Origin of the sequence: Streptomyces canus 299MFChir4.1 (genome assembly GCF_000383615.1) — a bacterium.
Lineage (GTDB): Bacteria > Actinomycetota > Actinomycetes > Streptomycetales > Streptomycetaceae > Streptomyces > Streptomyces canus_C.
In genome coordinates this window covers 655,437-678,610 of record NZ_KB911583.1, presented here as the reverse complement: position 1 = coordinate 678,610, position 23,174 = coordinate 655,437, and the positions used below count along the sequence as shown (strand labels likewise).

The window sequence follows — 23,174 nt, the reverse complement described above, 5'->3', positions numbered from 1 at the left end:
CAGAGCAACGTGGACAGGGAAGGCTTACCTTACCTCTATGATCACGCAGGGGTGGCCGGGATAGCGGCCGGGATATTCGCACGTCAAAGCCTTCGCACAGGCAGTTGAAAAGTAAAGCAAGGCTAACCTAAGCTCACTGCTTGTGACTGCGACCCCACGGGGCGCACCTGCCACAGGTGTGCCCTTCCGTGCCTTCAGGCACATACCCCTGTTCCTCGTCGGCCTCGCCGCCCTCGCGCTCTGCGCCGCGCTGAGCCTCGCGCTCGGCGCGCGCCCGGTGCCCCTGTCGACGGTGGTCGGCGCCCTGTTCGGCGACGCCCAGGGGAGAGAGGCGCTCGTGGTGACCGGACTGCGGCTGCCGCGGACGGTCATCGGCCTCGCCGTCGGCGCGGCACTCGGCGTGGCCGGGGCCGTTGCGCAGGCAATCACCCGCAATCCCCTCGCCTCGCCGACCACCCTCGGGATCAACGCGGGCGCGGGTTTCGCGGTGGTCGTCGCGATCTTCGCGCTGAAGCTCGACAGCCCCGTCCAGTACGTATGGTTCGCGTTCGCCGGCGCGGCGGCCGCCGCCCTCTTCGCCCAGGCGCTGGCACGCAGAGCCGGGGACATCGATCCCGTACGGCTCGCGCTCGGCGGGACCGTGCTCCAACTGGTCCTGCTGTCCTGGACGTCGGCCGTGATGCTGCTGAACCAGCGCACCCTCGACGAGGCCCGCTTCTGGCTCGCCGGGTCGCTGGCTGGCCGGGACCTCGACGTCCTGTGGCCGGTCCTGCCGACACTCGTGCTGGGTCTGCTCCTCTCCCTGGCCCTCTCCCCCGCGCTCAACGCCCTTGCCCTGGGCGACGATTCGGCGCAGTCCCTCGGCGTTCCGGTGGCCCGGATCCGGCTGGCGGGCGGCATCGCGGTCGTCCTGCTCGCCGGGTCCGCGGTCGCCGTGGCCGGACCGGTCGCCTTCATCGGGCTCGCCGCGCCCCATCTCGTACGGCCGTTGCTCGGCGGCGACCACCGGCTGCTGATCCCCGGCTGTCTGATCGCGGGTCCGCTGCTGCTGCTCTCGGCCGACGTCATCGGCAGGTTGGTGATCCGCCCCTCGGAGCTGGAGGCCGGCATCGTGACCGCCTTCCTCGGCGCCCCCCTGCTGGCGCTGCTGGCCCGGAAGGTGGCCCGATGAGCCGCAGGTCCCCGGTGTACGCCGGCATCGGTCTCGTGACGCTCTTCGTGCTGCTCACCCTCTCCCTGACCACGGGCGAGCTGCGCATCCCCGCGACCACCGCGCTGCGGGCCCTGGCCGGCTTCGGGGACGCGTCGGACGTGCTGGTGGTCCAGCAGTTCCGGGCGCCCCGCACGGTGGCGGCCATCCTCGCCGGGGCCGGACTGGGCGCGGCGGGCTGTGTCCTGCAACGGCTGTTCCGGAATCCACTCGCGTCCCCCGACGTCATGGGCGTGACGGGCGGCGCCTCCCTGGGCGCGGTCGCGCTGATCGCGGCCGGTGCCTCGCAGACCCTGATCCCCGTCGGCGCGCTGGGCGGCGGGCTGCTCGCCGCGCTGCTGCTCGGCGTGTTCGCGTGGCGCTCCGGGCTGGCCGTGGCCCGGCTGGTGCTGACCGGGCTCGCCGTCCAGGCGGGTCTCGCGGCCTCCGTGAACCTGATGATCGTGCGCTTCCCCGCCGAACTCGCGGGCTCCGCCCTGCAGTGGACCACCGGTTCGGTCTACGGCCGCACCTGGACGCAGGTGTGGGGCGCGGGCGGCGCCCTGGTGCTCGCGTTCGCCGTCGCCCTCGTCCTGCACCGCAGGCTCGCGGTGCTCGACCTCGGGGACGACTCGGCGGGCGCCCTCGGCCTCAACACCTCCGCCGCCAGGCTCCAACTCCTGCTGATCGCGGTCACGTTGGCGTCGCTGGCCGCCGCGCTCGCCGGGCCGGTGACCTTCGTGGCGCTCGCCGTCCCGCACGTCGTGCGGTTCGTGACCGGGCCGCCGACCGCCGTGTCCCTGGCGCTCGCCTCGCTCACCGGGGCGGTGCTGCTGCTCGCCTCCGACCTGGTGGTCCAGCACCTGCTGCCGGTGGAGGGGCTGCCGGTCGGCGCGGTCACCGCCACGCTCGGCGCGCCCTGGCTGCTGGTGCTGATGTTCCGCCAGAGCTCGCCCGTCCGCAGGAGTCACGCATGACCACGACACAGAAGCCGGAGCCGAGGGTGTCCACGTCCAACCAGCTGTCCACCCGGTCCCTCGACCTGCGGTACGGCGACCGGCTCGTCGTCGGCGGGCTCGACCTGACGCTGCCCGGCGGCGCGGTCACCGCGATCGTCGGCCCCAACGCCTGCGGGAAGTCGACCCTGTTGCGCGGGCTGAGCCGGCTGCTCGCCCCGGCCGCCGGCCGTGTCACGCTCGACGGCGCCGACATCCACCGCATGTCCGCCCGCGCGCTGGCCCTGAGGATGGGGCTGCTGCCGCAGCAGCCGGTCACACCCGAGGCGATCACCGTCGAGGCGCTGGTACGGCTCGGCCGGTATCCGCACCAGCGGCTGCTGAGCCCGTGGTCGGCGGCCGACCAGAAGGCCGTGGACGAGGCCCTGGAGCGGACCGGTACCACCGCGCTGCGCGACCAGCCGGTCGACCGGCTCTCCGGCGGACAGCGCCAACGCGCCTGGATCGCCCTGGCGTTGGCGCAGGACACCGAGCTGCTCCTGCTCGACGAGCCGACCACCTTCCTCGACCTGCGCCACCAGCTCGACGTCCTCGACCTGGTGGCCGCCCTGCACGCCGAGGCGGGCCGCACCGTGGTGATGGTGCTGCACGACCTCGGCCAGGCCGCCCGGTACGCGGACCACATGGTGGTCCTCAAGGACGGCCGGCTGGCCGCCGCCGGCGCCCCGGCCGACATCCTCGACGCGGACCTGGTCAGGTCGGTGTTCGACGTGGAGTGCCGGGTGATCCCCGACCCGGAGACCGGCACCCCGCTGGTCGTCCCGAAAAGCAGTGCGGTGCGGCGACCGGCCGCGTCCGCCTGATCCGTTCCCTACCGAGAAGGACCGACCCCCCATGCCCAAGCGCTCATCCCTGCCCGGAATCAGCGGCATCGGCCGACTGCTCGCCGTGCTGCTCTCCGTCCTGCTCGGCACGGCCGTCCTGGCCGCCTGCGGCAGCGAGGACTCCTCCGACGACTCGACCTCGGCGAAGGCCGCCGCCGCGTCCTCCGGCTTCCCCCGCACGCTCAAGACCGCGATGGGCGACGTGAAAATCCCGTCCCAGCCCAAGCGGATCGTCGTGCTCGACACCGGCGAGCTGGACGATGTCACCCTGCTCGGCATCGACCCGGTCGGCGCGGTCGCCCCGCACTTCAAGACCGAGGGCGGCTTCCCCACGTACCTGAAGGGCGAACTCGACGGCACCGCCGACGTCGGCCCGCTCCTGGAGCCCAACCTGGAGAAGATCGCCTCGCTCAGGCCGGACCTGATCCTGTCGTCCAAGGTCCGCCACGAGGCGGTCTACGACAAGCTCAGCGCGATCGCCCCGACCGTCTTCACCGAGACGACCGGCGGTGTATGGAAGCAGAACCTGAAGGTGCACGCCGAGGCGCTCGGGCTGGAGAAGGAGGCCGCGGCCGAGCTCAAGGAGTACGAGACGCGGGCCAAGGCGCTGGGTGAGGTCATCAGGAAGAAGGACGGCGGCACCATGCCGACCGCTTCCGTGGTCCGTTTCATCGCCGGTCCGACCCGGCTGTACCAGTCCAACTCCTACAGCGGTGTGGTCCTGAACGACATCGGCCTCAAGCGGCCCACGTCCCAGGTGTCGAACGACCCCGAGGTCACGATGAAGGACGTCAGCCCCGAGCAGATCGACCAGGCCGACGCCGATCTGGTCTTCGTCACCACCGCCGACACCCCGGACAAGACCCAGCAGAAGCAGGTCACCTCCAACCCGGTGTGGAAGTCCCTCCCGGCCGTCAAGGACGGCAAGGTCTTCGAGGTCCCGGACGAGACCTGGATGTCCGGCATCGGGGTCCAGGCCGCCGAGCAGATGCTCGCGGACGTGGCGAAGGCCACCGGCGTGCCCCTGCCGAAGAAGTAGCTCCCGCTGACCGGGGCGGGCCGCGATCACGAGGGCGGCCCGCCCCCGAACCCCCCACCCCCTAGCGGAAGTCGTCCTTCACCGATGCGCCTGTACCTGCTCGCCCTCAACCCCACCGACTCCGTCACCGAGGGCTTCCTGCCCGCGGCCGCCCGGCTCGGCCTGGACGTCACCGTCCTCACCGACCGGCCCGAGGCCCACCGCCGCACGTATCCGGAGACCGAGATCCTGGAGTGCGACGTCCGGGACTTCCGGGCCGTGCTCACCCGGATCTCCACCCACCACCGCCCCGACGCCGTCTTCACCAACAGCGACCACCTCCAGACCCAGGCCGCCCTCGCCGCCGCCTACTTCGGCCTGCCCGGCAAGGACTGGCGGGCGACTCTTCGGACCAAGGACAAGGCGGAGATGCGCAGACAGCTCGCCGCCTCGGGCGTGGACGTCGTCCGGTCCGCCGAGATCACCGAGCCCGTGGCGCCCGACACCCCCTACCCCTGCGTCCTCAAGCCCCGCGAGGGCGTGGCCAGCGAGGACGTCGTCCTCGTCGACAGCCCGGAAGACCTCGTCACCCGCTCCAAGGAGATCCTCGACCGCCGCCCCGGAACCGTCCTGGTCGTCGAGGAGTACCTCCCGGGCGAGCTGTACACCCTGGAGACGATCGGCGACGGCCGGCTCCGCCACGTCCTGGGCGGCTTCCACACCGAGCTGTCGCCACCGCCGTACTTCATCGAGGAGCGGATGGTCTTCGTCCCCGCCCACCCCGAGGCGGTCCAGGAACAGGTTCTCACCCAACTCGACGCCCTGGGCGTGGGGTTCGGCGCCTGCCACACCGAGTTCGTGGTGCACGAGGGGCGGGCGCGGATCATCGAGGTCAACTACCGTGCCATCGGCGACCAGTGCGACCTGCTGCTGGCCCGGCTCCTGGACGTCCCGCTCTTCGAGCACATCCTGCGCACCCACCTCGGCGAGCCCCTCCCGGCCGACCTGGGTGTCCGCCGCGACGGCGCCGCCCGGCTGGAGTACCCCTGCGCGGACCGCGCCGGAACCCTCACCGAGGCCCCCGCCGCCACCGAACTCACCGTGGACGGAGTGCAGCTGACATACCGTCCGCTGCGGGAGACGGGCGAACGGCACGACCTGTACCGCACCAACCGCGACTACCTGGGCGTGCTGCGGGCCGTCGGCACCGACCAGCCCACCGTGGACCGGGTCTCGGCGGAGTTCCTGGCCGCACAGCGCTGGGAGATCCGGCCGTGACCGCGCCGACCAGGACGGACACCTGCGAGGCCGAGCTGCTCACCCGCGTCCTGAGCGCCCTGCTGCGTGAGGACGTGGCCGGCCTGCGCACCCGCAGCGCCCTGGTGCGGCGCGAGGACGGCGCGTGGCTACGGCTGGCCGGTCCCGAGGGGGCGGCCCTGCTGCTGCCCGTCGCCGAGGACGGCTTCCAGTGCGACTACGCCGCCCGGCTGCCGCTCCTCGTGCGCGAGCCGGAGGGCACCGAGCTGACCTCCCACACCGCCGTGCTCGACGCACTGCGGGCGCTCGCCGAGCCCGAGGACCGGGACGGTTTCGACGCGTTCGCCGAGGAGTGCCGGCAGACCCTGGAGACGATGCGGCTGCACGCCGAGACCCGGACGGAGACCGCCGGACACCTCACCGCACGGTACGGCCCCGACCCGGCCCGCTGGACGGGCCTCGCCGGCTCTCTGGCGTACGACACGCTCGCCGCCCGCATCGACCACCCCGTCTACCCCACGGCCCGCGGCCGCTCAGGACTGGCCCCGGACCAACTCCGCTCCTACGCCCCCGAGTTCCACCCCACCTTCACTCTGCGCTGGCTCGCCGTACCGCGTGCGGCGGTCACCCTGACCGGTCCGCTCCCCGGGTTCTGGCCGACTCCGGAAGAGCTCGGACTGCCCGAGCTGCAGGGCACCCATGTCGCCCTGCCGGTCCATCCGTTGACCGTCGGCGCCCCGCTCGGAGAGGCCCTGCGCTCCACCGGCCTGGCGAACAGCGCGCTGCTCGCCGAGCGGCCGTACCTGGACGTCGTACCGACGCTGTCGATGCGGACGGTGGCGACCCTCGCGGACCCGGCCGTCCATCTCAAACTGCCCCTGGCCACCGCCACGTTGGGCCTGCGCAACAAGCGCTCCATCAAGCCCGGCACCCTGGTCGACGGTGCGGCGGGACAGCGGCTGCTGGAGCAGGCGGCGGCCCGTGAGCCCCGGTTCCGGGCCATGGTCCTGCACGCCGACGAGACGACGTACGCCCACGCGGGCCACGAACTGCTCGCCGTCCTGTGCCGCCGCTACCCGTCCGGTCTCGACGGGGCGGTCGTCGTGCCGGCGGCCGCGCTGCTCGCCCCGGCCCCCGGTGGACGACTGGTCGTCGACCATCTGGCCGACCGGTTCTTCGGCGGCGATCCGCTCGCCCTGCTGGACGCTTTCCTGACGCTGCTCTTCGACTGGCAGACCACTCTGTTCGGTCTGGGCATCGCGCTGGAGTCGCACCAGCAGAACCTCTCGCTGGTGCTGCGTCCCAGAAGTCTGAGGCTGCTGTTCAAGGACAACGACGGACCGCGCATCAACACCGAGCGCCTGGCAGCCGTACTGCCCGGTCCCTGGGGCTTCGACGACACGCGCACGTTCACCACCCGGGACGGCCCGGTCGCCGACCTGTTCACCACCATCACCGTCCATCTGTGCGCGGGGGCCTACGCGTTCGGGCTCACCGAGCACCGCCCGGAACTGCTGCGCCTCGTCCGCGACCGGCTGACGGAGGCCGTGAACCGGCTCGGCGGGGACGCGGGCGACGTCCTGCGGGCCCGGGTGCTGGAGGCTCCGCGGCTGCCGGTGAAGGCGATGGTCTCGGCCGGGACGCTGCTGTCCAAGGAGCGCTCCGGGGCCGCCGACATCAACAAGCACTACACGACCGGCCCCAACTACCTTCTGCGTGAGGGGACCACGGCATGAGCGGCGCCGCACTGCGGATACCCCGCCCGGTGTCAGGCCGCGGCCAGGTGCAGGCCGTGGCGGGCTGCTACTTCGTCGCGTCCTTCGCGGCGCTCGGGCTGCCGCCGTATCTCACCGAGATCCTCCCGGAGCTGGGCGACCGGCATGCCCGCTGGGCGGGGGTCCTGTATGTCGTCCCCACGGTGTTCGGCGCCCTGTTCGCCCCGCTGTGGGGGCGGCTCGCCGACCGCTTCGGCCGCAAACGGCTGCTGCTGCGGGCCCAGTTGGGGCTGACGCTGTCCTTCCTGCTCGCGGGCTGGGCGGACTCGCTGGTCACCTTCACCCTGGCACTGGTCCTCCAGGGCATCCTGGGCGGCACGTTCGCGGCGTCCAACGGCTATCTGGGGGCCGCCCTCGAAGGCCCGGCACTGTCCAGGGCACTCACCTTGATGCAGGGCAGTGCCCGGGCCGCGCTGGTGTTCGCGCCGATCGTGGTGGGCTCGCTGTCCGGCTGGCTGTCGCCGCACCGCCAGTACGCGCTGCTCGCCGTGCTCCCGCTCACGGCCGCCCTGCTGCTGGCGGCCCTGCCCGAACCGACGGCCACCCAGGCACCGGTGAGCAGGCTCGAACGGGCCGCCGCGGCCGGGCCGACGGTGTCACTGAAAGCCCTGTACGGCCTGGAGTTCGCCTTCGTGTTCTCCACCGTCGTGTCCTTCCCGTATCTGATCGCCCTCGTCGAAGAGCGGCTGCCCGGCACGTCACCGCTGCTGTCCGGCGTCCTGTTCGCCCTGCCCCACCTGGTCTACCTGGTGGCGGCGCTCACGGTGCACTCCGCGTTCCAGGACCGGCCGCGCACCGGGATCGCCCTCGGCTTCCTCTGTATCGCGCTCGGTCTCGCCGGTCACGGGGTGGCCGGTTCCCTCGCCACCCTCGTCGCCGTCCGGCTGCTGCTCGGCGTGGGGCTCACCCTCGGCCTGGTGTGCCTCCAGGTGCTGGCCGCCGAGTGCGTGAAGGGCCGGGCGCCCGGCGGTCTGTTCGGTTCGCTGGAGTTCTTCTCCAAGGCCGGCGCGGTCGCCGCCGGCGTCGCCGCGGCCGTGGGCACCGCCCGCTTCGGCCCGGCCGCACCCGTGGTGACGGGCAGCGCCGCCGCCACCGCCACCGCCCTCGCCGCCCTGCTTCCCCCACTGAACCACCGCATCCGCTGGAGCCGTCGATGCCCTCACTGACCCGCCCCGGGACCTCCTCCGCGGGGACCCCCCTCTCACTTCGCGCGCCCGCGAGCACCCTGCCCACTCCCGACGACGCGGTGGCCCACACGCTCCTGAACTGCCTGCTGCGCGAGGTGTCCGGCCCCGAACGCCAGACCGTCGTCGCCGGAGACCACCTGCTGCTGCGGCTCCCCCGCCGTGGAGTCCTGCTGCGCGTGGCCCTGCGCCGCACCTCGCTCCTCGGCGCCCACCGCTTCACCGGCCCGGTGGGCGAACAGCGGGACACCGGCTGGTCGGAGGTCGACTGGCGGCGGCTGGCCGAGTACACGCACGACGAGCTGTCCCTGCGCACGGGAGTACGCAACGAGGAGTTCCTGGAGCAGATCGCGTCCAGCCACGAGGCGATCTCCACCGCCCTGGCCGCCAGGGGTGCGGGCGCTCAGGACGCCTACCTGGCCTCGGAGCAGTCCCTGCTCTTCGGTCACCGCTTCCACCCCACGCCCAAGGCCCGCACCGGTGATCCGCGGTCCTGGTCGGCGTACGCCCCGGAGGCCGGGGCGGCCTTCCCGCTGCGGCACCTCGCGGTGCGGGCCCACCTGATCGCCGAGGAGTCCGCGGCCCCCTGGGCAACGGCCGTGCTGGACGGACAGCGCGCGGACGTACCGGACGGCCACCGCCTGCTGCCCGTCCACCCCTGGCAGTACGAGTCACTGAGTGAGCACCCGGCGCTGCGCGCAGCCCTCGACCGCGGTGACGTGATCGACCTCGGCCCGGGCGGGCTGCCCTTCGCGGCCACCGCGTCGGTGCGGACCCTGTACGACGGCGAGACCTTCCTGAAGTTCAGCCTCAACGTGCGGATCACCAACTGCGTCCGCAAGAACAGCAGTTACGAGCTCTCCGGCGCGGTCGCCCTCACCCGTGCCCTCGCTCCGGCGCTCGCCGACCTCGCCGAGCGCTTCCCCGGCAGCGCGGTGCTCCGTGAGCCCGCCTACCGCACGCTCGCCCTGCCGGGCCCGGACGGCGCCCCGGACCGCGCCCTGTTCGAGGGCTTCGGCGTCATCGTCCGCGAAGGCCTGCCCCGGCGGCTCGCACCGGCGGTCACTCCCCTGCTGGCGGCCGCGGTCGCCGACGAGTACCCGACCGGCACCGCCCACATCTCGCGCCTCCTCAAGGACACGGACCCCCTCGCCTGGTGGTCGGCCTACCTCGACCTGCTGCTGCCGCCCGTCCTGGCCGCCTACTTCGACCACGGCATCGTCCTCGAACCGCATCTCCAGAACGTTCTCGTGTGCGTGGACTCCGACGGCATGCCCGCCCAGGTCCTCTTCCGCGACCTGGAGGGCACCAAGCTGCTCCCCGAGCACCACGAGCACGCCCTCGCCGCGCTGCCGCCCGAGGTCGCGGGCCCGATGACCTACGACGGCCGGCGCGGCTGGGACCGGGTCGTGTACTGCCTGCTCGTCAACCACGTCGCCGAACTGCTCGCGGCCCTCGCCGACCTGCACCCGCACCGGGAGGCCGAGCTGTGGGGCCGGGTGCGGGACACCCTCCAGGCGTACGCCGACCGGCACGGCTGCCCGCCCCGGCTGGCCGCCCTGCTCGCCGGGGTGCCCTGGCCGGCCAAGGCCAACCTGCTCACCCGCTGGGAGCGCAAGGCCGACCGTGAGGCCGGTTACGTCCGGCTGGCGTCCCCCCTGGCCGAGGACATCCTGCGCGACACGACCGGGAGCACCCGATGACCGAGCTCACCGACCACGTCAGCTCCCTGCGCTCCACCGAACTGCCCGCCTACGTCTATGACTTGAGGGCTCTGCGCGCCCACGTTGCCGCCGTGCGACATGCGTTGCCCGACCGGGTCGAGGTGTACTACGCCGCCAAGGCCAACCCGGAGCCGGAGATCCTCGCCGCGCTCGCGCCGTACGTCGACGGGTACGAGGTCTCCTCGGGCGGTGAACTCGCCCATGTCGCCAAGGCGGTGCCGGGCCGGCCGCTCGCCTTCGGCGGTCCGGGCAAGACGCCGGACGAGGTGACGGCCGCCCTGGAACGGGGAGTCGAGCGGTTCCACGTCGAGAGCGCGTACTTGCTGCGTGTGCTGGCCGAGTCGGCCCGGCGCGTCACCCCGGGGCGTCGGGTGGCGGTGCTGCCCAGGGTCAACCTCCCCGTGCCGGAGGGGTCGTTGGAGGGGAGTTCGCTGGCGATGGGCGGCCGTCCGGCACCCTTCGGAATGGACCCCGGCCAGGCGCGCGAGGTCGTCGCGGCGCTCACGGACGGCACCTACCCGCAGCTCGAACTCCGTGGTGTGCACGCCCACTTGGCCAGTGGTCTGGAGGCCGCGCGGCAGTTGAGGGTGGCCGAGGCCGTCGTCTTGTGGGCCACCTCGCTCGGCGTACCGCTCGCCGAGGTGAACGTCGGCGGCGGCATGGGCGTCGACTACGCCGACCCGGAGCGCCGCTTCGACTGGGCGGCGTACGGCGAGGGACTGGCCCGGCTGACCGACACTCACCCCGGGCTGACGTTGCGGATCGAGCCGGGGCGGGCGCTGACGGCGTACTGCGGCTGGTACGTGACCGAGGTGCTGGACGTGAAGCGCAGTCACGGCGAGGAGTTCGCCGTCGTCCGGGGCGGCACCCATCATCTGCGGACCCCGGCGGCCAAGGGCCACGACCAGCCCTGCTCGGTGCTGGCCGTGGACGACTGGCCGCATCCCTGGCCCCGGCCGGCCGCCGCGGGTGAGCGGGTCACGCTGGTCGGGCAGCTGTGCACCCCGAAGGACGTGCTGGCCCGCCGGGTGCCCGCGCCCGGACTGCGGGCGGGTGACCGGGTGCTGTTCTCGCTGGCCGGCGCCTACGCGTGGAACATCTCGCACCACGACTTCCTGATGCACCCCCGGCCCGGGCTCCACTTCCTGGACGCGTGAGACGACATGCGTCGAGGGCCGCCCGGTGATCCGGGCGGCCCTCGGTTCTTGTGCGGGAGGGTCAGTGGACGGCCGGCACCAGCCCGGTGACGGGGGCGACGAGGCCGGTGACCTGGCCCAGCTGGTTCAGGTCGTTGACCCGGTTGAGGCCGGCCAGCTGCCGGGAGACCGGCGGGATCTCGTCCTTGTGCTCCGCGGGGATGTCACTCATCGCGAGCGAGTCGATCACCGCGATCGGGTTGAGCTGCCCGGCGTTCGGGGCGGCCGCGTCGGCCGCGTTCGCGAGGGGGGCGGTGATGCCGGTGACGCCGACGGCGAGACCGACGGCGGCGACGATACGTCGAGTTGAGATCATGCTCTCAGCAACGCGGTCGGGCCCCTCGCGGTCACGGCCGCCCGCTGCCCCTCACCCGTCAGGCGGAGCGCCCGCTCTGCGCTTGCCGTGGCCGCCGGGGCGGAGGAGTCTCGAAGAAACAGGGCCTGCGCGGTCCGCTCCTCGTCGGGCCGGGCCCTCGAAGGAGGTCACCATGGGCACCGCGGCAAGCTCGGGCTTCGACACCGACACCCTGCGCCGGGGCATCGAAGGGCACACCCCCGAGACGCTTCTGTCTCTGTACGCGGACGACGCGGAGATACGCCTCGTCAACCGGAACGCCACACCCAGCCACCCCAAGGTCCTGCACGGCCGTGACGAGATCGGCGAGATGCTGAGCGACGTCTACAGCCGCGACATGACCCACAAGCTGGAAGGGTGCGTGGTCCAGGGCGACCGCGCGGCCTACAGCGAGTCCTGCCAGTACTCGGACGGAATGCGCGTCCTGTCGGAGTCGATGGTCACCCTGCGCGACGGCAAGATCTCCGAGCAGATCATGGTCGAGGCGTGGGACGAGTAGGAAACCCGAACCGAGGAGGCCCGTCGTGTCACGACTGTGACCTGGGCCTTCTCGGTCCGTCCGGGGCGGACTCGGCGGCACGATCAGTTTCCGCAGCAGCCGCGCGAAGCCGGCAGCCGCTGCTGCTGCGGTCCTGGCCCGGGAGATCGCCCGCTGGCTCCCGGGGCCGCCCGGACGGCTCCACCGCAGGAGAGGTTAATGTGAGCGCCGGACCGTGACTGGCGCTGAGGTGGAGCACCACCGTGGAGCGGTCCGCACACTCGATGCCGTGCGCCTGGGCGATTCCTTCGATCGGCTCAGGAGTGGATCATGGTCCAGGCACGGCTCATGGATGGCAACACGCTCGCCCGGCGCATCGTCGAGGACACCGCGAAGCGGGCGGCCGACCTCACCGCGCGCACCGGACGGGCGCCCTGTCTCGCGACGGTGCTGGTCGGCGAGGACCCCGCCTCCGTCACCTACGTCCGGATGAAGCGCAACCGCTGCCGCACGGCCGGCATCGAGTCGCGGCACGTGGAGCTGCCCGCGGCCACCACCACCGAGGAACTGGTCGCCGCGCTGCGCGCCCTCTCCGCCGACCCCACCGTGCACGGCATCCTGCTCCAGCACCCGATGGGCCCGCACATCGACGAGCGGGCCGCGTTCGAGGCGATCGCGCCGGAGAAGGACGTCGACGGGGTCACCTTCGCCTCCTTCGCGACGATGAGTTTCGGGCTGCCGGGCTTCGTGTCGTGCACGCCCGGCGGGATCATGCGGCTGCTCGACGAGTACGGTGTCGACCCGGCCGGAAAGCGGGCCGTGGTCGTGGGCCGCAGCGCGATCCTCGGCAAGCCGGCCGGGATGCTGCTGCTCGCCCGGGACGCCACGGTGACCTACTGCCACTCCCGTACGGCGGACCTGTCGGCGGCCGTACGGGAGGCGGACATCGTGGTCGCGGCGGTGGGCCGGCCCCGGCTGATCCGGGGCCAGGACATCAAGCCCGGCGCGGTCGTGGTCGACGCCGGCTACAACGAGGGGAACGTCGGTGACGTCGACTTCGACTCCGCGGTGGAGCGGGCCTCGCTGATCACGCCGGTGCCGGGCGGGGTCGGTCCGATGACCATCGCCACGCTGCTGGAACAGACCGTTCGAGCAGCGGAGGCGGCCGCCCGGCAGGGCTAGCTCAGCTCAGCGTCCACTTCTGGTTGGCCTGGCCGTTGCACGACCAGAGCACCGTCTGGGTGCCGTTGGCGGTGCCCGCGTTGTAGGCGTCCAGGCAGAGACCGGCGTTGACGTTGGTGATCGTGCCGTCGCTGTTGACGTTCCACTTCTGGTTGTTCTGGCCGTTGCAGTCCCAGATCACGACCTGTGTGCCGTTGGTCGTGCCGAGGTTGTAGGCGTCCAGGCACTTGTTGCCGTACACCACGAGTTCCTTGCGGGAGGTGTACGTCCACTGCTGGTTCTGGCCGCCGTTGCAGTCCCACAGCTCGGCCTGGGTGCCGTTGCCGATGGTGTTGTCGTAGAGGTCGAGGCAGCGGCCCGACTGGGTGCCCACGGCGAGGGTGCTGTCGGTGCCGGGCAGCGGGCGGACCGTGATGTCGGCGAGTGTCGGGGCGCCCGTGAAGGTGAGTGTGTTGGTGGAGCCCTTGGACAGGCCGACCTGGACCGAGACGGTCCCCTGGGAGGAGCCGGTGGGCGGGAAGGAGACCGTGGTCGCGCCCTGGCCGTTGACCTTGAGGGTCGCGGTGCGGGGCGCCGAGGTGTTGTTGGTGTAGGCGATGTCGACGGTCTTGATCCCGGTGTTCCCGGCGACGACTCCGGAGAAGCTCGACGTGCCGGTGTAGGTGCTGCTCGCGGCCTCGGTGCCGCCGGTGACCGTGAGCATCACCGAGCCGCCCGCCGGCACGCCGGTGGTGTAATCCGTGCCGTACGAGCCGACGTTGGCGCGCGCCCACAGATCGCGGACGGTGGCGTTCGCGTTGGTGAGGCCCAGGTCGGACCAGCGGACGGTGATGTTCTGGGCGGCGGAGGTGCGGTTGAGGAGGACGACGGCACGGTTGCCGGTGCCGGACAGGACCTTGCCGTAGACCTGGAGTCCGGTGGTGTCCTCGGCGACCTTGACGCCCTGGAGGCCGCGCGGGTCCTGGTCGACGGCGACGACCTCGGGGTTCCCCAGGATGTTCGCGGTCTCGGTGGTCATGGTGGCCAGGTTGTTGCCGGCCAGGAGCGGGGCGCCGGAGACGGCCCATAGGTTCATGTGGGTGCGGTTCTGGGCGGCGGTGAAGCCGTCCATGCCGACCATCAGCATGTCCGGGTCGTTGTAGTAGCCGGTGTGCTGGGCGGTGGGGTGAAGGTTGCGGTCGTAGTTGGTCAGCAGGTTCGTCATCGACGGCTTGTTGCCGTAGAAGATGATGTCGTCGTTGGTCCGCCACATCGCGCCTTGCCCCGGGGCCCAGTTCCACGGGTTCTGGCGGCCCCAGTTGCACAGTGACAGGGTCATCGGCCGCCCCGTGGTGGCGGTGGCCCTGGTGATCGCGTCACTGATCGACTGGTACGTCGTCTTCGCGTCGAGTCCTTCCGCGTCACCGCCGCACCAGTCGACCTTCACGAAGTCGAAGCCCCACCGGGAGAACTGGAGCATGTCCTGGTCGTAGTGGCCCTCGCTGCCGGAGCCGGGGGCGGCGGGGCGGCCTGTCGGGTAGTAGTAGCCGCAGCCGTCCTTGCCCGCGTCTGTGTAGATACCGGCCTTGAGGCCCATGCCGTGGATGTAGTCGGCGATGGCCTTCATGCCGCCGGGCCACTCGGACTCGTCGACGGTGATGTTCCCGGCGCTGTCGCGCGTGCCCTGCCACCAGCCCTCGTCGATGTTGATGTACTTGTATCCCGCCGCCGGGAGACCGGACGCGACGAACGCGTCGACCTGCGCCTTGATCACGCTGTAGTCGATCTTCGCGGCGAAGCTGTTCCACGACACCCAGCCCATCGGGGCCGAGGGCACCGGTATCTGCCGGGAGGTGGCGGCCTGTGCCGGGGCCGGCTGGGCGAAGAGCAGGGCGGCGCAGGCGGTCAGGGCGAGGGCGAGTGCGCGGACGGCCGCGGCTCGGAAGCATCCTGCGAGACCTCTGCGGGTCGTTCGCGGCGGGGGGTACATGCGGCTCCTTCAGCGGGGGGACACCAGCATTTGATCGATATTTCGAACCAAGGCCGGTGATTCGAACATCGTGCGCGCTGAAGCTAGAGCCAGGGGAGGGTGAAGTCAACGGCCGCGACAACGGTGAACTGGCCTGAGAGCATGGGTCCTTCGCGCGGAACGGCCGCCCGCGGCGCCATACTGTCCGGCGTGCGAGTAGCGATCATGACAGCGGGTTCCCGGGGCGACGTCGCCCCGTTCACGGGGTTGGGGCACCGCCTGGCGCGGGCCGGCCACGAGGTCACCCTGGTCACCCACGAGCGCTTCGAGCCACTGGCCACGCGGGCCGGCATTCGCTTCCACGCGCTGCCGGTCGATCCCCGGGCGGAGCTGGAGTCGTCGCGCGGGCAGGCGCTGCACCGCAGCACGACCGGCGTGGGCAAGCTGGTGCGGGTGGTCGCGATGGCCCGGTCCCTGGCCGGGCGGATGGCGGACGACCTGGTGACGGCCGCCCTGGCCAGTGACGCACTGCTCCTGTCCGGATCGGTGGCCCCGCTGGGCCATGCCGTCGCCGAGGGCCTGAGACTGCCCAGCCTCGGGCTCAACCTCCAACCCCTCGCGGCCACCCGGGAGTTCGCACCACCCATGCTGGGCGTCGGCTCCTGGGGGCCGTTCGGCAACCGGGTCGCCGGACTGGGCCTGAACCTGGCGGTGGAGCAGGTCTTCGGTGCGGCCCTCCCGCCGGTCCGGGCCCGGCTCGGTCTGCCCCCGCTGGGCACGGCCGCGGCACTGCGCATCCGCGAGCGGCAGGGCTGGCCGGTCCTGCACGGCTTCAGCCCCCGGGTGGTCGCCCGGCCCCGCGACTGGCGGTCCGGACTCGACGTGGCGGGCTACTGGTGGCCATACGACGGCGACGCCCCGCTCCCCCACGACCTGCGGGCATTCGTCGAGGCCGGCCCTCCCCCGGTCTTCGTGGGCCTGGGCAGCGCGACCGTACCCGATCCCGCGCGCCTCAGCGCCGAGATCGTACGGGCGCTGCGCCGGGCCGGGCTGCGCGGTGTGATCCAGCGCGGCTGGGCGGGTCTGACGGCGACGGGGGACGACATGCTGACCATCGACGAGGTACCGCACTCCGCGCTGTTCCCCCACATGGCGGCGCTCGTGCACCACGCGGGCGCGGGCACGACGGCCGCGGGCCTGCGCGCGGGAGTTCCGGCGGTGCCGGTGCCGATCCAGTTCGACGAGGGCTTCTGGGCCGCACGGCTGGTCGCCCTGGGCGTGGCCCCGCGCGCCCTGCCTTTGCGGCAGTTGACCGCCGAGGCGCTGGGGGAGGCACTGGTCCGGGCGACGAAGGACGCGGGACGTCGGGAGCGGGCGCGGACGCTGGGCGCACACATCCGGGCGGAGGACGGCGTGACCCCCGTGGTGGACGCGGTGAACCGACTGGAAGGCTGACTACGACATCGCCTCAGGCCGACGGCCACGACGGCACCGCAGCCGAGCAGCGCCACTCTCACCCCCCGGCAGGCGCCCACCCCGCCGGCCGGAGAATCCCCAACAGCTGCCGCACCAGTTCCTCCACGACCTCGTCCAGCGTCGCGTCCACCCACCCCGCGCTCCAGTCGTGCAGCAGCCCGTTCACGCTGCCGATGAACCCGGTCGCCGCGAGCCGGTAGTCCCGCGGGGCCGCCTCCCCCCGCCCGACGGCCCGGTTCGCCTCGGCGCACACCAGGTCGACCCAGTGCGACCGGCGGGCCAGCCGTTGCTGCTCCAGACGCGGGCTGACGCCGATGATCTCCACGAAGGTGATCCGCACACGGCGGGGATCGGACGTGACGTTCGCCGCGTAGGCGCGGAAGATCGCGGCCGCGCGCTCGGCGAGCGGCAGGTGGTCGGCGTCGGCCACCGCGGCCACCACGGCCGCCGTCGCCCAGTCGTTGACCTCCAGGTGAAGCGCGGCCAGGACGTCCTCAAGGGTGCGGAACTCCTCGTAGAACTGGCGGGTGGAAAGGGCCGCGGCCTCGCTGAGGGCCGCGACGGTCGTGCCGCGGTAGCCGGGAGCGTCCCCGAAGAGCTGGAGGGCCGCGTCCAGGAAACGGCGGCGCCGCTCGGCCTGCCGCTCCGCGGCCGTCTTGCCGCCGTAGCGACCGGTCGGGGCCTTGAGCCTGCCCGTCACCGCACCTCCCACCCGGGCCGGCACGTCCGGCCTTCCGTATGAGCGCCAAGTTTGTCGCGTACGCAGTCTTGTGGAGAAGGGCCCCCCTTCCTTACTTTTCAGTAAGTTGACTCTGAAAGCACGCGTCTTCAGTTTCGCCGTCTTGGCATGCCCCCGTCACGAGCCGCCCAGAGGGAGACCCGTCATGCCTGTTCTCAACCCCAGACACCTGTGTGCCATGGCCGCAGCCGTCGTCCTGACCGTCACCGCCCCCGCGACCGTGGCCTCCGCCGCGGACACCGCCGCCCTGCGCGAGGTGCTGTTCGTGGGCAACAACTGGGACGGCACCGCCGACGTCATCAAGTCCTCCGGTGACCTGGCCAAGATCGGCCGGATCAACGTCGTCCCCGACAAGGACGCGCGGATGGCGGAGATCAACGCCGACCCGATCAAGTGGATCTACTTCATGGCGATCCGCAACAGCGTCGGCGAGGGCCACGACCAGTTCGTCGACGACATGTACTCCACGCCGGACGGCAGGTCGGTGGTCGTCTCACGGCCGAGCTTCGCGGACGTGGTCTCGATCGACCTCGCCACCGGGAAGATCAACTGGCGCTTCAAGGTCTCGGGTTACCGCGCCGACCACATGGCGGTCTCCCCCGACGGCACCCGGGTCGCGGTGTCGGCCTCCACCGCCAACACCGTGCACGTGCTGAACATCAACACCGGACAGCAGCTCGGTTCGTTCGCCACCGGCGACAAGCCGCACGAGAACATCTTCACCAGGGACGGCAAGTACATCTGGAACATGGCTATCGGTGACGTGAACACCGACTCGGACGCGCCCTGGCTGGACTGGACGAAGGGCGACCGGCACATCACGGTGGTGGACGCGACCACCTACAAGCAGGTCAAGACCATCGACATGCGGGACAAGCTGAACGCGATCGGCCTCACGGACTACTCCGACGCCGTCCGGCCCGCCGTGTTCTCGCCGGACGAGTCCAAGCTCTACTTCCAGGTGTCGTTCTTCAACGGCTTCTTCGAGTACGACCTCGCCACCGACAAGATCACCCGAACGAAGACCCTGCCGAAGAACCCGGCGACCAGCGACGACCGCACCACCATGGTCAACGACTCACGCCACCACGGCCTGTCGATGAGCCCGGACGGCAGCAAGCTCTGCGTCGCGGGCACGATGGACGACTACGCGACCGTCGTGAACCGGACCACCCTCCAGGAGGGCCCCCTCGTCCCCGCCTCCAAGCCCTACTGGGCGACCGTCAGCGGCGACGGCAAGAGCTGTGTCGTGTCCGAGAGCGGTGCCGACCAGGTCACCGCGATCGACTTCGCGACCGGGCAGAAGACGGCGTCCGTGCCGGTGGGCGACCATCCGCAGCGGGTGCGCCTCGGGCATGTGGCCGAGAACTGGGCCGGCCCGGCTTCCTGAGGCCCTCGGTCCCGCCCCTGCGATCGACTTCGCGCCCGGTCGTGACGCCTCGTGCGCCGACCGGGCGCGGGCATTCACTTCGCGTCTTCGAGGTCTTCGGGGTCTTCGGGGTCTTCGACGTCGTCGATGCGCTGGAGGATCTGAGAGAAGTCCCCGCTGTCCAGCAGGCCGCTGAGCACCTGGGTCATGTTGTCGATGCCGGGATCGCGGACGATCAGGCCGTCGGAGCACCAGAAGTAGCGGCCGCCCTGTTCCTCCCCCGTCTGCGCCCACCTCTCCATCAGTCGCTGCACCTCGGCGAGCGTGAACACGGTCGCGCTCCAGCGGGACCCGTCGGCCGTCAGTTGGACGAACACGTCCACGTTGCAGACCTCGTCCAGATCCTCGCCGTCACCGGGCAGGAACGACGCCACGAACCGGTCGGTCCGCACGCGGTACCAGGGCTCGTCCCAACTCCGTTCGTACACCTCGCTGTTGACCACCCGGTGAGTGTGCCGACCCGCCTCGGCACACTCAACCGAGTTCTTCCGCGACCCGGATCGTCCCCTTGCCCCGGGTCAGCCGATCTTCGAGGTCACCCAGGCCGCCAGCTCGGCCTTGGCCGCGCTCAGCACGGACGCCGAGGGCGAGGTCGCCCCGTTGGTCACCAGGGCGTAGTGCAGGACGCCCGAGTCCGTGTCGGTGAGCAGGAGTCGGCGACTGCCCGTGCCGCCCGGTTCGACCGCCGCGCCGACCGGGGTGGACGAGGTGTAGGCCGGCGGGCCGTACACCGTGCCCAGGTCGGAGACGACGGTGGTGGCCGCGGTCGGGAAGGAGGCGGGCAGATGGAGTTCGGTGGGCGCCGAACCGCTTCCCGAGCGCCACACGAGCACCGAGTACTGGCCGGAACCGACCAGCGACGAGACGTTGGGCAGGCCGCTCGGCACCGGGTTCCAGGTCAGGGTCGTGGAACCGTCGCGTGAACGGTCCTCGTAGGTGAAGGCGACCGTGGAGCCGGAGGTGGCGCTCGGGTAGATCCGGTCGAGGAGCCGGGCGTCCTGGCGCAGTACCGCCGTACCCGAGTCGTTCAGCTTCACGGCGGACAGGTCCTCGTCGTTCCAGGCGTCGCCCGAGGTCATGACCTTGTCGGTGTTGTCGTTCATCAGCTCGTGGTGACGGCCGTTGTAGAGGTCCCACTGCCACTGCGTACCGGAGAGGACCGGTCCCGAACCGGCGGGCGCGGACCACCAGTTGGCGCCCTTCACCCGGGAGTCGAGGGCCTGGTACATGGCCTTGAGGACGGTGGGCGCCTTGCCCGCGGTCGAGCCGTTGAGCGGGTGCCCGAACTCGCTGACCACGGCCGTCGTCCCGGCCGCCGCCGCACGGTCGCGGACCGTGCCGAAGTCGCCGGCGTACTGGCCGTCGGAGGCGTTTCCCCACATCAGGATGCCGGAGATGGCCTTCTGGTCGTAGAAGTGGGTGTTGAAGACGTACCGGGAGCCGAGCGTGCCGGCGTCGAGGAGGCCGCCCTCCTCCTTGCTGACGTTGCCGTTCCAGAAGAGGTTCGGCTCGACCAGGGCGGGCTTGTCCGTCCAGCCCGCCGCGTCCATCCGGGCCCGGAACTTCACGTAGAAGGGCCACAGCAGGTCGCGTTCCCAGGTGCGGCTGTTCTGCCCGGAGTCGTAGCTGCCGGCGTAGGGCTCGTTGTAGGGGTCGAAGCCGACCACGCCGGCGAACTCCTCCGTCGCGAGGTTCGCCTTGAGGTAGGCCATGGTCTTCTGGGCGGTGGCGAGGAAGGAGTCCTGGAGGCCGTACCTGTTGTGCCAGAAGTCGTACTGGCCGGCCTTCACCGCGCCGTTCTGGGTGATGTTCTGGCCCCAGGTGAAGCAGATGCCGCAGGACTCGGCGGAGTAGTTGCCGAGCGCCACGGCCCACGCGGGAGCACCGTCGCCGGTGTACCAGCTCCCCGAGTTGAACAGCCAGCGGGAGTACAGGTCCTGGTGGAAGTCGGGGTAGACGCGGATGCCCGCGTCGAGGAAGGCCCGCATCTGCGCGGTGGCGTTCGCCAGGTACGTGGTGTCGACCTGGCCCTTCACCGGTTCCGCGTAGGCCCAGGAGAGCAGGAAGCGCACGGAGTTGCCGCCACCGAGGGCTCTGAGCGCGGTGGCCGACTTCCTGGCGTCGGCGACCGTCGCGAAGGGCAGGCCCTTGTTCTCGGCGAGCTTGGTCTCGCCGGAGACGTTGTAGCCACGCAGCACGACCTCGCGGCCGTTGCCGTCGACAAACCGTCCGTTCTGGACGGTGAGGGGGGTGTCGTCGAACGAGAGGGAGTCGGTGAGGGCGTCGGCGGGCGCGGGCCGGGCGCCCGCGACCGTCAGGAATCCACAGAGGACAACCAGAACAACGAGCAGACGTGCGCGTTTATTCGGCATGTCCATTACAGTCCGACCATTTCAGTACAACGTCAACACATCTGACTGATGAGTAAGTTTCACCTTCGTCGCATCTGACACCTCATCCGCCGACTCGACGTGTCACGTTCAACAGATACTCCTGCCGGTTGAGGGGGTTGTGATCACTGCGTGGGCGTCGCGGAACGGTTCCGTGCGAGACCAGCGCATAGTGGTCGAAGCCGGTCTCCAACTCCCCCTCCCCGCGCGTCAGTCCGGGCAGCCGCTGCTCCAGTCCGTGCACCCGGGCGGCCGGCACCGTCCCCTCCAGGACGCACCGGTCGCCCCGGGTCCGCGCCGTCTGCGGTACGGCCCGCAGCGCGGCCAGCACCGGCAGCAGGGCGCCGAGGGTGTCGGCCGGGGCCTCGACGCGGAACCGGTGCATCGGCTCGTACACCCGGGTGCCCGCCCGGCGCAGCGCCTCGACGAGGACCAGCGGGGTCAGGCCCCGGAAGTCGGCTCCGGTGCTGGACATGCTCTTGTCGAAGCCCTGGTGGGCGTGGCTCTGCCGGGGACATTGACATGCTCCTCGCCCTGAAGGGCGAGGATTCTGGCCTTCCCTGACTGGCTACTGTGACGCTACGTGGCACAGTTTCCGGTCGGGAATCCGTGGCTTCCTGTTTCTTCGCGCTGTGCCAGAACGGGTTCTGGTCTTACCGGCGCTCCGCAGGCTGATACCGCCAGTCCGGCGGCCGTTTTGACGTTGATCGCGGCGTTGGTGTCCCGGTCGTGGACAGTGCCGCAGGCGCTGCATGTCCATTCCCGGACGCCGAGGGGTTTGGGCCCGTCCTTGACTCCACAAGTGGAGCAGGTCTGCGAGGTCGGTGTGAACCGGCCGATCTTGACCAGGGTGCGGCCGTACCGTTCCGCTTTGTATGCCAACATGCCGATGAACGAGGACCATCCGGCGTCGTGCACGGACTTGGCCAGCCTGGTGCGAGCCAGTCCCGCCACCGAGAGGTCCTCCACGACGATCCCTTGGTTCTCGGAGATCAGCCGCGTGGAGAGCTGGTGGTGGAACTCACGGCGGGCGTCAGCGACTCCGGCGTGGGCGCGGGCGACCTTCAGGCGGGCCTTGGCCCGATTCTTGGATCCCTTCTGTCTGCGGGACAGCTCCTTTTGGGCCTTCTTCAGTTTCTTCTCCGCGCGCCGCAAAAAGCGCGGGGAGTCGATCTTCGTGCCGTCGGACAGGACCGCGAAGTGGATCAGGCCGAGATCGATGCCGATGATGCGGTCGCTCTCCGGCATGCGCATCGCGTCGGCGGCGGGGTCGGTGTCAATGACGAAGGAGGCGAAGAATCTGCCGGCCGCGTCCTTGATGACGGTGACGGAGGTGGGGGTGCTGGGCAGCGTGCGGGACCACTTCACCTTCACCGCGCCGATCTTCGGCAGCTTCAGACGGCCACTGCCGGTGATGCTCCAGCGAGCGTTGGCAGTGAACCGGATCGACTGCCGGACATCCTTACGGGACTTGAACCGTGGTGCTCCCGCCTTCCGTCCCTTGCGCTTGCCTTTGAGGGACTCGAAGAAGTTGCGGTACGCGCTCTCGGCGTCCCGCAGGGACTGCTGGAGCACCACCGCGGAGACCTCAGCCAGCCAGGACCGCGCGGCAGTCCGTTTCGCCTCCGTGATCAGCCGCATAGACAGCTGACCGGCCGTCGGGAAAGGCTGCCCGGCCTTACGGGCGTCCTCACGGGCACGCACCGCGTCGTTGAACACGACACGGGCGCACCCGAACGCCCGGGCCAGCGCGGCCTGTTGCGTGGCATCGGGGTACATGCGGAAGCTGTACCGGAGCTGCATGACGATCACACTAGGCACGTCGAACCCATGTCGTCACCGGGAACGTGTGAACGATCCGTCACCGTCGCGAGCAGGGTCTGGCTCCGCCGGAACGAGACCGCGACACGGCGTCGCAACCACAAGATTCGTTTCACCCCGGCCTGAAGGACTCTGCTGAGAATTCCGCGAATCGGGCTGTCAGGCCGCGAGTG

19 protein-coding genes, 1 pseudogene and 1 riboswitch are annotated in these 23,174 nt (G+C 71.1%); of the genes and pseudogenes, 13 read left to right on the top strand and 7 right to left on the bottom strand.

Translation table 11 applies throughout. The annotated features are described in order from the left end of the window. The first annotated feature begins 178 nt into the window (after positions 1–178). The 9 genes from H293_RS0107190 to H293_RS0107150 all read left to right on the top strand — a co-directional run bounded on the left by H293_RS0107190 (position 179) and on the right by H293_RS0107150 (position 11,144). Positions 179–1,171, top strand: coding sequence for a FecCD family ABC transporter permease (locus H293_RS0107190; protein ID WP_020117203.1), 993 nt, complete (start codon positions 179–181; stop codon positions 1,169–1,171). Beyond that, positions 1,168–2,166: a FecCD family ABC transporter permease gene (locus H293_RS0107185; protein WP_020117202.1), complete on the top strand. Its 999-nt coding sequence runs from the start codon at positions 1,168–1,170 to the stop codon at positions 2,164–2,166. Before H293_RS0107190 ends, H293_RS0107185 begins: the two co-directional genes overlap by 4 nt. Further along, complete coding sequence (locus H293_RS0107180; RefSeq protein WP_020117201.1) at positions 2,163–3,008, top strand: ABC transporter ATP-binding protein; 846 nt, start codon at positions 2,163–2,165, stop codon at positions 3,006–3,008. Before H293_RS0107185 ends, H293_RS0107180 begins: the two co-directional genes overlap by 4 nt. Positions 3,009–3,039: 31 nt before the next feature. Continuing rightward, positions 3,040–4,068, top strand: a complete 1,029-nt coding sequence (locus H293_RS0107175; protein WP_020117200.1) for an ABC transporter substrate-binding protein — start codon at positions 3,040–3,042, stop codon at positions 4,066–4,068. An 84-nt stretch (positions 4,069–4,152) separates the two neighbouring features. Then, positions 4,153–5,325: an ATP-grasp domain-containing protein gene (locus H293_RS0107170; RefSeq protein ID WP_020117199.1), complete on the top strand. Its 1,173-nt coding sequence runs from the start codon at positions 4,153–4,155 to the stop codon at positions 5,323–5,325. Beyond that, positions 5,322–7,040 (top strand): IucA/IucC family protein, encoded by a 1,719-nt coding sequence (locus H293_RS0107165; RefSeq protein WP_020117198.1) that lies wholly within the window; start codon positions 5,322–5,324, stop codon positions 7,038–7,040. Before H293_RS0107170 ends, H293_RS0107165 begins: the two co-directional genes overlap by 4 nt. Beyond that, positions 7,037–8,245: an MFS transporter gene (locus H293_RS0107160; RefSeq protein WP_020117197.1), complete on the top strand. Its 1,209-nt coding sequence runs from the start codon at positions 7,037–7,039 to the stop codon at positions 8,243–8,245. The genes H293_RS0107165 and H293_RS0107160 overlap by 4 nt, the downstream gene beginning before the upstream one ends. Beyond that, on the top strand, positions 8,233–9,966 hold the full coding sequence (locus H293_RS0107155; protein WP_020117196.1) for an IucA/IucC family protein: 1,734 nt from the start codon (positions 8,233–8,235) through the stop codon (positions 9,964–9,966). The genes H293_RS0107160 and H293_RS0107155 overlap by 13 nt, the downstream gene beginning before the upstream one ends. Further along, positions 9,963–11,144 carry a type III PLP-dependent enzyme gene (locus H293_RS0107150; RefSeq protein ID WP_020117195.1) on the top strand — a complete coding sequence of 394 codons (1,182 nt, stop codon included), beginning with the start codon at positions 9,963–9,965 and terminating at the stop codon, positions 11,142–11,144. The genes H293_RS0107155 and H293_RS0107150 overlap by 4 nt, the downstream gene beginning before the upstream one ends. Before the next feature lie 61 nt (positions 11,145–11,205). Here the strand turns inward: H293_RS0107150 and H293_RS0107145 are convergent, their stop codons facing one another. Further along, positions 11,206–11,499, bottom strand: a complete 294-nt coding sequence (locus H293_RS0107145) for a hypothetical protein (RefSeq protein WP_020117194.1) — start codon at positions 11,497–11,499, stop codon at positions 11,206–11,208. A gap of 172 nt (positions 11,500–11,671) precedes the next feature. Here H293_RS0107145 and H293_RS0107140 point away from each other — a divergent pair, with 172 nt between their 5' ends. Together H293_RS0107140 and H293_RS0107135 are read left to right on the top strand one after the other, a co-directional pair. After that, positions 11,672–12,037, top strand: a complete 366-nt coding sequence (locus H293_RS0107140) for a nuclear transport factor 2 family protein (protein WP_020117193.1) — start codon at positions 11,672–11,674, stop codon at positions 12,035–12,037. A gap of 204 nt (positions 12,038–12,241) precedes the next feature. Continuing rightward, positions 12,242–12,324: riboswitch (ZMP/ZTP riboswitch) on the top strand. A 22-nt stretch (positions 12,325–12,346) separates the two neighbouring features. After that, positions 12,347–13,198, top strand: a complete 852-nt coding sequence (locus H293_RS0107135; protein WP_020117192.1) for a bifunctional 5,10-methylenetetrahydrofolate dehydrogenase/5,10-methenyltetrahydrofolate cyclohydrolase — start codon at positions 12,347–12,349, stop codon at positions 13,196–13,198. Position 13,199: 1 nt separating this feature from the next. Here the strand turns inward: H293_RS0107135 and H293_RS0107130 are convergent, their stop codons facing one another. Next, positions 13,200–15,167: a ricin-type beta-trefoil lectin domain protein gene (locus H293_RS0107130; RefSeq protein WP_020117191.1), complete on the bottom strand. Its 1,968-nt coding sequence runs from the start codon at positions 15,165–15,167 to the stop codon at positions 13,200–13,202. A 204-nt stretch (positions 15,168–15,371) separates the two neighbouring features. On the opposite strand from H293_RS0107130, the gene H293_RS0107120 reads away from it, so the two are divergent. Further along, the gene (locus tag H293_RS0107120) at positions 15,372–16,601 is read left to right on the top strand and encodes a glycosyltransferase (RefSeq protein ID WP_020117190.1); all 1,230 of its coding nucleotides are present in this window, start codon (positions 15,372–15,374) and stop codon (positions 16,599–16,601) included. A 58-nt stretch (positions 16,602–16,659) separates the two neighbouring features. Here the strand turns inward: H293_RS0107120 and H293_RS0107115 are convergent, their stop codons facing one another. Then, positions 16,660–17,322, bottom strand: a complete 663-nt coding sequence (locus tag H293_RS0107115; RefSeq protein ID WP_028807628.1) for a TetR family transcriptional regulator — start codon at positions 17,320–17,322, stop codon at positions 16,660–16,662. A 184-nt stretch (positions 17,323–17,506) separates the two neighbouring features. Here H293_RS0107115 and H293_RS0107110 point away from each other — a divergent pair, with 184 nt between their 5' ends. Then, positions 17,507–18,751, top strand: a complete 1,245-nt coding sequence (locus H293_RS0107110) for a YncE family protein (protein ID WP_028807627.1) — start codon at positions 17,507–17,509, stop codon at positions 18,749–18,751. A 74-nt stretch (positions 18,752–18,825) separates the two neighbouring features. Here the strand turns inward: H293_RS0107110 and H293_RS49205 are convergent, their stop codons facing one another. The 4 genes and pseudogenes from H293_RS49205 to H293_RS0107090 all read right to left on the bottom strand — a co-directional run bounded on the left by H293_RS49205 (position 18,826) and on the right by H293_RS0107090 (position 22,983). Next, on the bottom strand, positions 18,826–19,233 hold the full coding sequence (locus H293_RS49205; RefSeq protein ID WP_020117187.1) for a hypothetical protein: 408 nt from the start codon (positions 19,231–19,233) through the stop codon (positions 18,826–18,828). Between the two features lie 75 nt (positions 19,234–19,308). Then, positions 19,309–21,168, bottom strand: a complete 1,860-nt coding sequence (locus H293_RS0107100; protein ID WP_020117186.1) for a cellulase family glycosylhydrolase — start codon at positions 21,166–21,168, stop codon at positions 19,309–19,311. 76 nt (positions 21,169–21,244) lie between these two features. Next, positions 21,245–21,694 (bottom strand): annotated as a pseudogene (locus tag H293_RS0107095) (GTP-binding protein); the annotation flags it as partial. A 65-nt stretch (positions 21,695–21,759) separates the two neighbouring features. Next, on the bottom strand, positions 21,760–22,983 hold the full coding sequence (locus H293_RS0107090) for an RNA-guided endonuclease InsQ/TnpB family protein (RefSeq protein WP_028807625.1): 1,224 nt from the start codon (positions 22,981–22,983) through the stop codon (positions 21,760–21,762). Positions 22,984–23,174 lie beyond the last annotated feature (191 nt).

Coding starts and splice junctions, on each gene's coding strand:
- H293_RS0107140 (WP_020117193.1), top strand. CDS start 11,672: ATGGGCACCGCGGCAAGCTCGGGCTTCGACACCGACACCCTGCGCCGG.
- H293_RS0107090 (WP_028807625.1), bottom strand. CDS start 22,983: ATGCAGCTCCGGTACAGCTTCCGCATGTACCCCGATGCCACGCAACAG.
- H293_RS0107120 (WP_020117190.1), top strand. CDS start 15,372: ATGACAGCGGGTTCCCGGGGCGACGTCGCCCCGTTCACGGGGTTGGGG.
- H293_RS0107100 (WP_020117186.1), bottom strand. CDS start 21,168: ATGGACATGCCGAATAAACGCGCACGTCTGCTCGTTGTTCTGGTTGTC.
- H293_RS0107155 (WP_020117196.1), top strand. CDS start 8,233: ATGCCCTCACTGACCCGCCCCGGGACCTCCTCCGCGGGGACCCCCCTC.
- H293_RS0107175 (WP_020117200.1), top strand. CDS start 3,040: ATGCCCAAGCGCTCATCCCTGCCCGGAATCAGCGGCATCGGCCGACTG.
- H293_RS0107170 (WP_020117199.1), top strand. CDS start 4,153: ATGCGCCTGTACCTGCTCGCCCTCAACCCCACCGACTCCGTCACCGAG.
- H293_RS0107150 (WP_020117195.1), top strand. CDS start 9,963: ATGACCGAGCTCACCGACCACGTCAGCTCCCTGCGCTCCACCGAACTG.
- H293_RS0107185 (WP_020117202.1), top strand. CDS start 1,168: ATGAGCCGCAGGTCCCCGGTGTACGCCGGCATCGGTCTCGTGACGCTC.
- H293_RS0107135 (WP_020117192.1), top strand. CDS start 12,347: ATGGTCCAGGCACGGCTCATGGATGGCAACACGCTCGCCCGGCGCATC.
- H293_RS0107160 (WP_020117197.1), top strand. CDS start 7,037: ATGAGCGGCGCCGCACTGCGGATACCCCGCCCGGTGTCAGGCCGCGGC.
- H293_RS0107130 (WP_020117191.1), bottom strand. CDS start 15,167: ATGTACCCCCCGCCGCGAACGACCCGCAGAGGTCTCGCAGGATGCTTC.
- H293_RS0107110 (WP_028807627.1), top strand. CDS start 17,507: ATGCCTGTTCTCAACCCCAGACACCTGTGTGCCATGGCCGCAGCCGTC.
- H293_RS0107145 (WP_020117194.1), bottom strand. CDS start 11,499: ATGATCTCAACTCGACGTATCGTCGCCGCCGTCGGTCTCGCCGTCGGC.
- H293_RS0107180 (WP_020117201.1), top strand. CDS start 2,163: ATGACCACGACACAGAAGCCGGAGCCGAGGGTGTCCACGTCCAACCAG.